This is a genomic window from Protofrankia sp. CiT1 (assembly GCF_917627335.1).
Lineage (GTDB): Bacteria > Actinomycetota > Actinomycetes > Frankiales > Frankiaceae > Protofrankia.
On the sequence record NZ_CAKJTP010000004.1, the window covers coordinates 1 to 13,496 of the forward strand.

Consider the following 13,496-nt stretch of genomic DNA (forward strand, 5'->3'; position numbering starts at 1 on the left):
GGGGGATGCCGGCCCCGCCCCGCGGCCGGCGGCCGAACCCGTGGTACAGGCCGCGGCGAACGTCGCTCCGGCGCGGGAGGCCGAGGGGGGCGCGGCGCGGGAGGCCGAAGCGGGCCAGCCGTCGGCCGGCCACCCGACAGGGTAAAAGATCCACGTCGGGCCTCCTCCCCGTCCCAGCGTCCCCGTCCCGTCCCCGTCGGCGGTCGCGCCCGGCATCATCGGCCGGCGAAGTATCCCAGCGCGGCCCGTAAAGACGGTTTCATGCCCGGTTGGCCACATCGGGCTCCGGGCTTTTAGCGATCACGGCGAATCCCGGGCACACGTGGCACACTCAGGAGTGCGCCTGGCCGGGACAGCCCCGTCACGGTGGCGCGTCCGGACAACGTCGTCCGCCTCACGGAGAATCCCTGAAGACGGACAGGACCCGCCGGATGCCGATCGCACAAGGCTTGTACGACCCCACATTCGAGCACGACGCCTGCGGGGTCGGTTTCGTCGTGGATGTCCGTGGTCGACGCAGTCATGAACTGATCGAACAGGGCCTCACCGTGCTGCGCAACCTCGACCATCGGGGCGCTTCCGGTTGCGACCCGGACACCGGTGACGGCGCCGGCATCCTGTTGCAGGTGCCAGACGCCTTCCTGCGTGACGTTGTCGATTTCCCACTGCCGCCAGCCGGTCAGTACGCGGTGGGCACGGCCTTTCTGCCGCAGGTCGCCGGTGATCGCGACAACGCTGTCCGCGCGATCAGCCGTATCGTCCGCGGGGAGGGCCTGCGGGTGCTGGGCTGGCGTGAGGTGCCGGTGGTCAGCCACATCGTCGGCCGGGCCGCGGCCGAGGTTGAGCCGCGGATGCGGCAGATCTTCCTTGGCCTGCCCGCCGCGGCCGGTGCTCCCGGCGCCGCCGATGGGCCCATCGATCTGCTGGACCTTGAGCGGCGGGCGTTCTGCGTCCGCAAGCGGGCTCGCCGGGAAGCCGGTGTGTACTTCCCATCACTGTCGGCGCGTACCACCGTCTACAAGGGCATGCTCACCACCCACCAGCTTTCGGCCTACTTCCCCGATCTCGATGATCCGCGTTTTGCCAGCGCGATCGCTCTCGTGCACAGCAGGTTCTCAACCAACACCTTCCCGAGCTGGCCGCTGGCCCATCCCTACCGTTATGTCGCTCATAATGGAGAGATCAATACGGTACGTGGCAACCGTAACTGGATGCGGGCTCGCGAGGCGCTGCTGGCCAGCGATCTTATCCCCGGCGACCTGCGCCGGATCTTCCCCATCTGCGCGGACGGCGCGAGCGACTCGGCCAGTTTCGACGAGGTTCTGGAACTGCTCCACCTGGGCGGGCGCAGCCTCCCGCATGCCGTTCTTATGATGATCCCGGAGGCTTGGGAGAACCACGACGAGATCGACCCGGCTCGCCGGGCGTTCTACCGGTTCCACTCGGCGCTGATGGAGCCGTGGGACGGTCCGGCGTCCATTGCGTTCACCGATGGAACGGTCATCGGCGCGGTGCTCGATCGTAACGGATTGCGTCCGTCTCGTTACTGGGTAACCGATGACGGTCTGGTTGTCATGGCCTCCGAGGTCGGCGTCCTGGATCTTCCCGCGCACAGAGTGGTGCAGAAGGGCCGGCTCCAGCCGGGGAAGATGTTCCTGATCGACACCGCGCAGGGCCGGATCGTCGACGACGAGGAGATCAAGTCGGACCTGGCCGCCGCCGCGCCGTACGGGGAATGGCTGCACGCGGGCCTGATCGCCCTGGATGATCTACCCGAACGCGAGCACGTCGTCTACGGCCACTCCTCGGTCCGCCGGCGCCAGCAGGTCTTCGGTTACACCGAGGAGGAACTGCGCGTCATCATCGCGCCCATGGCCCGAGCCGGTGTCGAACCCATCGGCTCGATGGGCACCGACACGCCGGTCGCGGTGCTCTCCGGACGCCCGCGCCTGCTCTTCGACTACTTCAGCCAACTGTTCGCGCAGGTGACCAACCCTCCGTTGGACGCGATCCGGGAGGAGATGGTCACGAGCCTGGGCCGGACGCTCGGCCCTGAGGGCAATCTGCTGGCGCCGTCACCGGCGTCGTGCCGGCTGGTGCACCTGCCGTTCCCGGTTATCAGCAACACGGAGCTTGCCAAGATCGTTGGCATCAACGACGACGGTGACATGCCTGGGTTCGCGGCGGTGACTGTCCGTGGCCTCTACGATGTGGACGGCGGCGGCACGGCGCTCGCCGAGCGGCTCGACGAGATCTGCCGTGGCGTCAGCGAGGCGATCGCGGACGGTGCCCGCGTCGTCGTCCTGTCCGACCGCGATTCCGATCGGCACAAGGCGCCGATTCCCTCGCTGCTGCTCACCGCGGCCGTCCACCACCACCTCATCCGGGAGAAGACCCGGACCAAGGTCGGTCTCATCGTGGAGTGTGGTGACGCCCGCGAGGTCCACCATGTCGCCCTGCTTCTCGGATACGGTGCGGCCGCTGTCAACCCCTATCTGGCCTTCGAGTCGATCGACAACATCCTCGACGGCGGCGAGCTGGCCGGCATCACCCGTGAGCAGGCCCAGAAGAACCTCATCAAGGCGCTGGGCAAGGGCGTGCTCAAGGTGATGAGCAAGATGGGCATCTCCACCGTGGCCAGCTACACCGGAGCCCAGGTGTTCGAGGCGATCGGCCTGTCCCAGCAGCTGGTGGGCACCTACTTCACCGGGACGCCGTCCCGGCTGGACGGTGTGGGCATCGACGTCATCGCGGATGAGGTGGCGGCCCGTCACCACAAGGCGTACTCGGTGGTCTCCTCGGAGCTTGCCCACCGCAACCTGGACACCGGCGGTGAATACCAGTGGCGCCGCGAGGGTGAGGTGCACCTGTTCAACCCGGAGACGGTCTTCCTGCTCCAGCACGCCACGCGCAGCCGTCAGTACGAGGTGTTCAGGCAGTACACCGCCACCGTCGACGAGTTGTCGCGGCGCAGCGCCACCCTGCGCGGCTTGTTCTCGCTGCGCGAGGGACTGCGTCCGCCGGTTCCGATCGACCAGGTCGAGCCCGTGTCGGAGATCCTCAAGCGGTTCGCCACCGGTGCGATGTCCTACGGGTCCATCAGCGCCGAGGCGCACGAGACGCTGGCGATCGCGATGAACCGGATCGGGGCGAAGTCCAACACCGGCGAGGGCGGCGAGGACGCCGAACGGTTCACCCCGGACGCCAACGGCGACCTCCGCCGATCCTCGATCAAACAGGTCGCCAGCGGCCGCTTCGGCGTGACCAGCGAGTACCTCGCCAACGCCGACGACATCCAGATCAAGATGGCACAGGGCGCCAAGCCCGGTGAGGGCGGCCAGCTGCCCGGGCACAAGGTCTACCCGTGGATCGCGCGCACCAGGCACTCGACGGCGGGCGTGGGCCTGATCTCACCACCGCCGCACCACGACATCTATTCCATCGAGGATCTCGCCCAGCTCATCCACGACCTGAAGAACGCCAACCCGCGGGCCCGGGTGCACGTCAAGCTCGTCGCTGAGGTCGGTGTGGGCACGGTGGCCGCCGGAGTGTCCAAGGCCCACGCCGATGTCGTCCTGATCTCCGGGCATGACGGTGGTACCGGCGCATCCCCGCTGACCTCGCTCAAGCACGCCGGCGCCCCCTGGGAGCTGGGGCTGGCCGAGACTCAGCAGACGCTGCTGCTCAACGGCCTGCGCGACCGGATCGTCGTCCAGGTGGACGGCCAGCTCAAGACCGGTCGGGATGTCATCGTCAGCGCGCTGCTGGGCGCGGAGGAGTTCGGCTTCGCGACCGCGCCGCTGGTGGTCGCTGGGTGCGTGATGATGCGGGTGTGTCACCTCGACACCTGCCCGGTGGGCGTGGCGACCCAGAACCCGGAGCTGCGCGCCCGCTTCACCGGTAGGCCCGAGTTCGTGGAGACCTTCTTCACCTTCATCGCCGAGGAGGTGCGTGAGTACCTCGCGGCGTTGGGCTTTCGCTCGCTGCACGAGGCTGTCGGCCGCGTGGAGGTACTCGACGCGCGCGCCGCGGTCGACCACTGGAAGGCCGCCGGCCTTGACCTCACCCCGTTGCTGCACGCGCCGGAACGTCCCTTCGAGGGCTCCCTGCACTGCACGACCGCTCAAGACCATGGTCTGGACAAGGCCCTGGACAACTCCCTGATCCAGCTCTGCGAGGGGGCGCTGGAGGATGGCCGGCCCGTGTGGCTGGAGATGCCGATCCGTAATGTCAACCGGACGGTCGGCACCATGCTCGGTTTCGAAGTGACCAGGCGTTACGGCGCTGTGGGCCTTCCCGATGACACGATCTCGCTGCGGTTCACCGGTTCGGCCGGGCAGAGTTTCGGCGCGTTCGTGCCACGCGGGGTGACCCTCACCCTGGAGGGCGACGCCAACGACTACACCGGCAAGGGCCTGTCCGGTGGACGGATCATCGTCTTCCCGCCCAAGGAGGCGCCGTTGCGCGCCGAGGAGAACATCGTCGCCGGCAACGTGCTGCTCTACGGCGCCACGGCCGGCGAGGCGTTCTTCCGGGGCATCGTGGGGGAGCGCTTCTGCGTCCGTAACTCCGGCGCGACCGCCGTCGTCGAAGGCCTTGGCGATCATGGATGCGAGTACATGACCGGCGGCACCGTGGTCGTGCTCGGGCCCACGGGCCGTAACTTCGCGGCCGGGATGAGCGGTGGCGTGGCCTTTCTCCACAACCCGGTCCTGCGCCGGATCAACACCGAGATGGTCGACGTGGACCTGCTGGACGACGGCGACCGGGCGCTGCTGCTCACCCTGATCGCCCGGCACCGGCGGGAGACCGGGTCGACCGTGGCGGCGGGCCTGCTCGCGGACTGGGACTCCGAGCAGTCCTCCTTCGTCAAGATCATGCCTCGAGACTACAAGCGGGTGCTCGCCGCGATGCGCAAAGCCGAGGAGGACGGCCTGCCGGCCGAAGACTTGATCATGTCGTCGTCCCGTGTCTGACCGGCGTTGCGGCAGCGGTCCCGATAAGATCATTCGACAGGAGTGGCATGGCTGACCCGACCGGTTTCCTCAAGCACCACCGGGAGCTGCCGACGCGCCGGCCCGTCGATGTGCGCATCGCGGACTGGCACGAGGTCTACGAACCGTTCCCGGTCGAATCCCTGCGGCAGCAGGCGGCACGGTGCATGGACTGCGGCATTCCCTTCTGTCACAACGGCTGCCCGCTCGGGAACATCATCCCAGAATGGAACGACCTGGTGCGGCGCTCCGGCTGGGGCGAGGCGATCGAGCGGCTGCACGCGACCAACAACTTCCCGGAGTTCACCGGACGGCTGTGCCCGGCGCCGTGCGAGACCGCGTGCGTGCTGGGCATCTCCGATGATCCGGTGACCATCAAGCAGGTCGAGGTATCGATCATTGACCGGGCGTGGGCTGATGGCACGGTCCGGCCGGTCCTGCCGTCCGCCCGCACCGATCAGCGGGTCGCCGTGGTCGGGTCCGGCCCGGCGGGGCTCGCCGCGGCTCAGCAGCTCACCCGGGCTGGCCACAACGTCGTCGTGTATGAGCGAGCCGACCGTATCGGTGGGCTGCTGCGTTATGGCATTCCCGAGTTCAAGCTGGAAAAGCGGCTGCTGGACCGCCGCCTCGCGCAGATGCGAGCCGAGGGCACCGTGTTCATACCCTCGTGCAACGTGGGTGTGGACATCACCGCGGACGAACTGCGCGCCTCCTATGACGCGATCGTGCTTGCCGGCGGCTCGACGATCGGGCGTGACCTGGACGTGCCCGGCCGGGAGCTGGCCGGTATCCATCTCGCCATGGAGTACCTGGTTCCCGCGAACCGGGTACAGCAGGGCGACTGTACCGAATCGCCGATCAACGCGGCGGGCAAGCGGGTTGTCATCATCGGTGGTGGTGACACCGGCGCGGACTGCCTGGGTACCGCGCACCGCCAGGGCGCGGTGTCCGTGCACCAACTGGAGATCATGCCGCGGCCGCCACGGCTGCGTCCCGTGAGCAACCCATGGCCGACCTGGCCGGTCGTCTACCGGGTGTCGAGCGCGCACGAGGAGGGCGGGGAACGGCTCTTCGCCGTCTCCACCGAATGTTTTCTCGGTGATGACCTGGGTCAGGTCCGCGCGTTGCGCATGCACGAGGTCGCCATGGTCGACGGCCGCTTCGAGCGGGTGCCGGACACCGACGTCGAGCTGGCCTGCGACCTCGTGCTGCTGGCGATGGGTTTTACCGGGCCGGAACGGCCAGGCCTGCTGGAACAGCTCGGCGTCGCGTTCGACAGCCGTGGCAACGTTGCCCGGGACGCCGGCTGGGCGAGTTCGGTCGCGAAGGTGTTCGTTGCCGGAGACATCGGCCGGGGCCAGTCCCTGATCGTGTGGGCGATCGCGGAGGGCCGGGCTGCCGCCGCGGCGGTGGACCGTTATCTGCGTGGCAGCAGCGAGCTGCCCGAACCGGTCGTTCCGACCCGGAGATGATCGTCAGCGGCTGCGGCGCGGGCGGTAGGCTTCTCAGCAATACGCAGGGATCCCGCTGGAGGGCGACGAGGCCAGATGCTGGACAGACGGTTCATCCGGGAGAATCCCGACACCGTGCGGGCAGCCGCTCGGGTCAAGGGAGTCGACCTCGACGTCGATGGCATCCTGCTCCTCGACCGCTCCGTGCGGGCACTGCAGCATACGCTGGACACCGCCCAGCGTGAGCGCAGGGAGCTCGCCGGTGGGTTCAAAGCCGCGGGCGAGGCAGAGCGTGAGCGCCTGCGGGAACGTTCCGGCGTTCTCGACGAGCGGCTGCGCCAGACCCGGGAGGAGCTGGAGCGGGCCAGCGCACACCTGCGGGACCTGCTGCTGCGGACACCGAACATCCCGTGGAGCGGGGCGCCGGTCGGACCGGATGAGGCGGCGAACACCGTCATCCGGGTGTGGGGCGAGCGCCCGGCGTTCGACTTCACCCCCGTCGACCATGTCGAGCTGGCCGAGAAGCGTGGCTGGGCGGAGTTCGAACGGGCCCGTAGCGCCTCGGGGGAGCGGGCGTACGCGCTCGCCGGTGACCTCGTGCTGTTGGAGCGGGCCGTGCACTCCTACGCGCTGGACCTGCTGGCAAGCCGGGACTTCCGGCTGCTGTCGGTGCCGTCGCTGGTCAAGCGTGACGCGCTGGTCGGTACCGGTTTCCTGCCGGGGCACGGTGAGGAGATCTACCAGCTGCCCGGGGACGATCTCTATCTCGCTGGTACCGCCGAGGTCGCGCTGGTCGGTCTGCACTCCGGGGAGATGCTGTCCCTGCGTGACCTGCCGTTGCGCTATGCCGGGATCTCGCCGTGTTTCCGTCGGGAGGTCGGCAGCGCCGGGCGTGACGTCCGTGGGCTGCTGCGCGTGCACCAGTTCGAGAAGGTCGAACAGTTCGTGATCTGCGTGGCCGACGAGGCGGAGTCGGCCCGCTGGCACGCCGAGCTGCTCGGCACCGCTGAACACGTCCTGCAGTCCCTGGGCCTGGCCTACGAGGTGGTGGAGTGCGCCACCGGCGACATGGGCCTCGGCAAGTTCCGGATGAACGACATCAATACGTGGTTCCCGTCGCTGGAGCGCTTCCGGGAGACCCACAGCTGCTCGACCCTGCACGACTGGCAGGCCCGCCGGGCGAACATCCGTTACAAGGACGCTGACGGGCGGGTCCGGTTCGCCCACACGCTGAACAACACGGCGGTGGCAACACCTCGGCTACTGGCCGCAATCATGGAGAACTTCCAGACCGCTGATCATCATGTCCGCGTCCCCAAGGTGCTGCGGCCTTATCTCGGCGACCGCGAGATCATCTAAGAGCGTGTTTGAGATCGGGCTTTCGATCAGTGAGCCGCGTCCAGGCACCCCCTGGCAAGGCGGAAGGCCGAAGCGATACCGGATGAGTTGTATCGGTTTGGCCGACAACGCAGCCAGAGGGAGCCTGGGCGCGGCGAGCCGGAATGATGATCTCAAACGCGCTCTGAGAGCGCCCGGCAATAGGGGCGTGGTTCAAGGAGCGGGGCCGGGGTGCGTAGATCGCGAGGCGGAGGAGGAGGCACCGGAGGTTGTGGGTGTCGACCGACGACAACGATGCGAGGTGTGTACCCCGGCCCCGCGCGCCGCGTCTCCTGTTGCCGGTCGCTCTGAGCCCGGAGTAGCGGGCAGCTGTGGATGACGGTGGCCCGGGTGGATTCCCGCCCGCCCGCAGCGCATTGGGTCTGCGCGTGGCACTCGCCCTGTTCGGGCTCCTGTTCTGCGTCGGCGCTTGCGCCTATTACGCGGTTTCCGATCGGCCGTTGCCCGCCGCCGTACTCGCTCTGATCGCCTTGACAGCGGTGGCCGACCTCGTTGTCATCATGCGGCGGATGCGCCGGGAACGGCGCTGAGAGCGTGTCCGAGGAATTTCCGAGAAGTGTCTGAGGAAGCTCAGCGACGCCTTTACCTGGGCTTCCTCGCGTGTCCGGCTCAACCGCACTGTCCACATCCGCGGGTCACGCCGTGTGCCGATGTTCGTGGACACGGTCGAGCGCCCCTGGGGAGGCTCGGACAGCATCCACACAGAACCAGGTCAAAGCGAGCCTGGTCGTGTCGGCCCGCGTACCTGCACACTTATCACGTCCAGTGACGGATCCCAGCCGGCGGCGGCGCGCGCACTGACCGGGGGGCGCTGTCGGCCGGTCGGCCGCGCAGTACCGGACGCGATACACGGAGGAACGCAGACGGCACACGATGATCCCACACGTCGCGAGCACTCCTGGCTGGCCCGCGCAGCGCTTGCGGGTCTGGTCTCTGGCTCGGACGCTGATCCTCAGCGACTACGACTACCTGGCCAGCTGGGCGACCAGCCTCGCGTTCGAGGTCCGCGCGGCGGCGCAGGCCCAGGCCATCCACGTTCACCGGTGGGTCTTCGCCGTCCCGCACGTCTTGTGCGACGACGGCGACACCATCCAGGCCCGGCCCCTGTTCACCGCCCCTTTTCAGCCTGGCGAGACCGAGACGATCAGCTGGATGAGCTACGACGACGGCGATGGCATCGACTACGGCCGGGTCGAGTTCGCCCGCCGTCCCAACGACGAGTCCGTCTTCGACGAACCCGAGTACTTCGCCGTCCCGATGCACCCGCTGCCCCGCCACCCCGGCGCCGCCCTGCACCGCCTCCTCACCTCCGGCATCCCCGACCTCGCCTCGGCGCTTCCGCAGCGACCCTGAATGCCATCCGGTCAAGATCTGTTGGCCCGCGCGGCAGACGGCCCGGCTGGCGAACTTTCCGACCCGCATCCGGGGCCGATGCGCCGAATCGGAGAGGGCGTCGATCATCGTTTCCGCAGCTCAGATGCCCACGCGTGGCCGAGGTCAAATCTTCCCCGCCCGGGGAATGAGTCGCGCCTGGGCATGGGTCATCGTTACAACGCACCCCACCAGAGCACAGGCGATCTTCCGCCTGTGGTGCCGCGGAGCTGGGGGCGGGACGGCTCGGAAGGATCTTCGTTGACTCAGATGACTGGCACGTCCAGCGCCCCGGACCGGGCGACTGAGGTCCGTAACGCGCTGGTGGACAAGCTCTGCGTGACCGGCATGATCACCTCTCTGGAGGTGGAGCGGGCGTTTCGTGCCGTGCCGCGGCACCTGTTCGTTCCCGAGGGCACCTCGCTGGAGGTTGCCTACAATGCCGACGACTCGGTGGCGGTCAAGCGGGCCGCGGACGACGTGATCATCTCGTCGATCAGTGCTCCGTTCATCCAGGCTCGGATGATCGAACAGGCCGGGCTCGGTCCCGGGATGAGCGTGATCGAGATCGGGTCCAGTGGCTACAACGCCGCGCTCCTCGCCGAGGTCGTCGGTCCCTCGGGCCGAGTAATCAGCATGGACATCGATCCCGAGGTGACCGACCGGGCCCGCGAGATTCTGGAGACGACCGGGTACGCGGACCGGGTCGCGGTCATCCGCGCGGACGCTGAGGACGGCGTGGCCGAGCTCGGCGACCGGGTCGACGCGATCCTGGTGACGGCCGGTGCCTGGGACCTCTCGCCGGCGTGGCTCGCGCAGCTGGCCGAGGACGGCCGGATCGTCGTACCGCTGCGGATGAACGGGATCACCCGGTCGATCGGGTTCCGCCGCGACGGCGATCACCTGGTGAGCACCTCGGCCGAGGTGTGCGGGTTCGTCCCCATGCAGGGTGCCGGTGCCCACGACGAGCGGGTCTTCCTTCTGCCTGACGGGCACGGCCGTCATGTCCGGCTGCGTTTCGACGTTGACCCGCCCCAGGATCTGGATCTTCTGGACGGTGTCCTCGCGGCGCCTCGGACCGAGGTGTGGTCCGGGGTCACGATCCGTAACGGCGTGTCCTTCGCCGACCTGCACCTGTGGTTCGCCTGCTTCCTGCCGGGCTTCTGCCGGCTGGCGGCGGACGAGGGAACCGACCTCGCCGCCGACCGCAAGAGTTGGTTCCCCTTCGGGGCCGTGCAGGGCGACTCGTTCGCCTATCTGGCGGTGCGCCCGGCGTTGGACGGCGCCGGGGTCGAGTTCGGCGGACGAGCGTATGGCCCGCACGGCGAGGCCGCTGCCACCGCGCTCGTCAAGCAGATCCAGGCCTGGGATCGCCAGGCACGGGGCGGACCGGCCCCGACCTTCGCCTACTGGCCGACGGGCACCGACCGTCCGCCGGCCGGCGAGGGCACGGCCGTGCTGGCGAAGACCCACGGCCTGGTCTCGATCTCCTGGCCGGTCGCGGACTGACCTGGCCGGTCCAGGACGCACCACCCACCCGAGAAATCCCCCACCAGAACAAGGAGTGATCTCGATGTCGCCGGTGCTGATGGCCGACCAGGCGGAGTCCGTGGACTTCGCTCTTGACGACGCGGAGCTGGAACTGGACATGCGGGTGGTGGAGTCCACCACCCGGATCGTGATCATGATGTGCGACACGAGCGACGGCTGCGGCCAGAGCTGCAGCACCAGCGCGTGCAGCACCTCCTCCAACGACCCGTCCTGATCTAGCCGTCCCGCCGTCGGTACCTGCCCGACCTGGGTGCCGACGGCGGATCCCGCACCGGCGAGGAGAGGGGATCGCCATGGCCGTGCCCCCGCGCTACCAGCACACCAGCTTCCTCCAGGTCCGCGCTTCGACGGACCCGGGCGGCCTCGAACTGCCGACTGATCTCGATCTGTCCGACGCGGGCGCGGTCGAGCAGGAAGGCCGGGCATGGCTGGCCAAGACCTGGGCGCACCCGGAGGTGCGGGCGGCGCTGCTACTGGCGAGTACCGATCTCTGTACCCGCGTCGAGCAGATTCTTGACGACGGCGCCGGGCAGCGGTCCGGGACGGAGGTCCGGCGAGCCCTCACCGCCGTGGCGTCCTACCTACTGCGGTGGCAGCGGCGCGCGACACCGTTCGGGATATTCGCCGGCATCAACACCGCGACCGTCGGGCCGGCTACCGCCGAGGCGGGACGTGCACATCAAGCCGTGGCACGCGCGGACGCCGAGTGGGTCACGGCGCTCGTCGATCAGCTCGAAGGGCATCCGGAGCTGCGTGGGCGGCTGACGGTGGTGGCCGACAGCGCGCGGATCGTGCGCGACGGTCGGGTCATCGTGCACCGGCGGGCCGAGGCGGGTGCCTCGAGCCCGGGGCCGCTGCGAGAGTCGTCTGTACGGCTGACCCGACCGGTCCGCTTCGCCTTGGCGGAGGCCGGCAACCCGATCCAGCTGGACGCGCTCGTCGCACGGACGGCAACCAGGTTCCCCACCGCCTCCCCGGACAAGATCCGCGCGCTGGTACACGGTCTGGTCGACGGCGGCCTTCTGATCACGAACCTGCGACCACCGATGACAGCCGTCGATGCCCTGACCCATCTGGCCGACGCGTTACGCGCAGCTGGCCCGGAGGGCCTGACCGACGTGAGCGACCTGCTGCGCGAACTCGACAGGCTCCGCGCCATGCTGGCCACTCATAACCGCACGCCCGATCCGCAGCAGGCCGCGCAGACGCGCCGGACGGTCGCCGCGCGGATGACCTCGCTTGCACCGGGAGCCGGTCAGATGCTCGCGGTCGACACCCGGCTCGACGCGCAGATCGCCGTCCCCGAGCGGGTTCTCACCGAGGCGGCGCTCGCGGCCAGCGTGCTGCTGCGGCTGTCCCGCCAGCCGTTCGGCTCGACAGCCTGGCTGGACTATCACGCGCGGTTCCGGGCCCGCTACGGCCCCGGCGCTCTGGTTCCGGTTCGGGAGCTGGTTGCCGAGTCGGGGCTGGGCTATCCCGGCGGGTATCTCGGTGCACCGCGAGCGAGGCCTGCCTGGCGGATGCTGACCGACCGCGACACCGCGCTCCTGACCCTGATCCAGCAGGCCGCCGTGGACGGGGCCGAGGAGATCGCGCTGACCGACGCGGACGTCGAGGAACTGGCTGTCGGGGAGCACCAGGACATCGTGCCGCCGCAGCGGGTCGAGCTCGGTGTCGAGGTGTGGGCGGTCTCGACCCATGCGCTCGACCGCGGGGACTTCCGGCTGCGGGTCACCGCCGCCCCGCGGACCTGCACCAGTATGGCCGGACGGTTCGCCCACCTGCTCGATCCGGCCGACCGCGACCGGCTGGCCGCGACGTACACAGCCAGGGCGAAGGCGGGGGAGCGGGAGCAGCCGCTGGCGGCGCAGCTGTCCTTCCCGCCGCGCCGTCCGCACAACGAGAACGTGGCGCGTGTCGAACCGCTGCTGCCGGACGTCGTCTCCCTCTCGGAGCATCCTGACCCCGCCCACCCCGAGGTCAGGTTGATCGATCTGGATGACCTGGCGGTCACCGCCGACGCCGCGCAGATGTACCTGGTGCAGCGCTCCACCGGCCGGCGGGTGATCCCTCGAATTCCGCACGCGCTGGACACCAGCGTGCAGAGCCCACCGCTGGCCCGCTTCCTCGCCGAGGTCGCCGACGCCCGCAGCGCCGTGTTCGGCGGGTTCGACCTCGGCGCGGCCCGCGTCCTGCCCTACGTGCCGCGCATCCGCTACGGCCGCACGGTGCTGGCCGTCGCCCGCTGGATGCTCACCTCCACCGACCTGCCCCGTGAGCAGTCCGGCAACGAAAGGCAGGAAGCACTGTGTGCCTGGCGGCAGCGGTGGCGCGTGCCTGCACGTATCGTGCTCTGCCACGGCGAGCTTCGCCTACCCCTTGACCTGGATCGTCATCTGGACCGGGCGCTGCTGCTGACCCACCTGGAGCGGGCCGGCCGGATCGAGGTGCAGGAGGACGGGCCGCCCAACGCACAGGGCTGGATCGGCCGGCCGGCCGAGCTGCTGATCCCGTTGACCGCGATCAGCCCACTGGCACGGCCACTCCCCGTGACCACAGCGCCGGGAGCGGTACATCGTCCGGGGGACTCCGCCCTTCTGCATGCACAGCTTGTCGGAAACCCGGCTCGGTTCGACGACATCCTCACCGGCCACCTGCCGAGGCTGGTCGCCAGCATGGAAGGGCTTGTCGGGCTGTGGTGGGTCCGGCGACACCGCGACATGATCCTTCC

At 69.1% G+C, this 13,496-nt stretch carries 8 protein-coding genes; all 8 read left to right on the plus strand.

What is annotated here, in order from left to right:
- Nucleotides 1-431 precede the first annotated feature (431 nt).
- Complete coding sequence (gltB, locus tag MJ785_RS01405; RefSeq protein ID WP_239311111.1) at nucleotides 432-4,976, plus strand: glutamate synthase large subunit; 4,545 nt, start codon at nucleotides 432-434, stop codon at nucleotides 4,974-4,976.
- A 47-nt stretch (nucleotides 4,977-5,023) separates the two neighbouring features.
- Nucleotides 5,024-6,466, plus strand: a complete 1,443-nt coding sequence (locus MJ785_RS01410) for a glutamate synthase subunit beta (protein ID WP_239379925.1) — start codon at nucleotides 5,024-5,026, stop codon at nucleotides 6,464-6,466.
- A gap of 75 nt (nucleotides 6,467-6,541) precedes the next feature.
- Nucleotides 6,542-7,804, plus strand: coding sequence for a serine--tRNA ligase (gene serS, locus MJ785_RS01415; protein WP_239311113.1), 1,263 nt, complete (start codon nucleotides 6,542-6,544; stop codon nucleotides 7,802-7,804).
- A 350-nt stretch (nucleotides 7,805-8,154) separates the two neighbouring features.
- Complete coding sequence (locus MJ785_RS01420) at nucleotides 8,155-8,373, plus strand: DUF6343 family protein (protein ID WP_239346922.1); 219 nt, start codon at nucleotides 8,155-8,157, stop codon at nucleotides 8,371-8,373.
- 343 nt (nucleotides 8,374-8,716) lie between these two features.
- On the plus strand, nucleotides 8,717-9,196 hold the full coding sequence (locus tag MJ785_RS01425; RefSeq protein WP_239346921.1) for a hypothetical protein: 480 nt from the start codon (nucleotides 8,717-8,719) through the stop codon (nucleotides 9,194-9,196).
- A 279-nt stretch (nucleotides 9,197-9,475) separates the two neighbouring features.
- The gene (gene fxlM / locus MJ785_RS01430) at nucleotides 9,476-10,723 is read left to right on the plus strand and encodes a methyltransferase, FxLD system (protein ID WP_370652840.1); all 1,248 of its coding nucleotides are present in this window, start codon (nucleotides 9,476-9,478) and stop codon (nucleotides 10,721-10,723) included.
- A gap of 64 nt (nucleotides 10,724-10,787) precedes the next feature.
- Nucleotides 10,788-10,979 carry an FxLD family lanthipeptide gene (gene fxlA / locus MJ785_RS01435; protein ID WP_239311116.1) on the plus strand — a complete coding sequence of 64 codons (192 nt, stop codon included), beginning with the start codon at nucleotides 10,788-10,790 and terminating at the stop codon, nucleotides 10,977-10,979.
- A gap of 79 nt (nucleotides 10,980-11,058) precedes the next feature.
- A partial coding sequence (locus tag MJ785_RS01440) for a lantibiotic dehydratase family protein (protein ID WP_239379926.1) occupies nucleotides 11,059-13,496 on the plus strand: 2,438 nt, incomplete at its 3' end.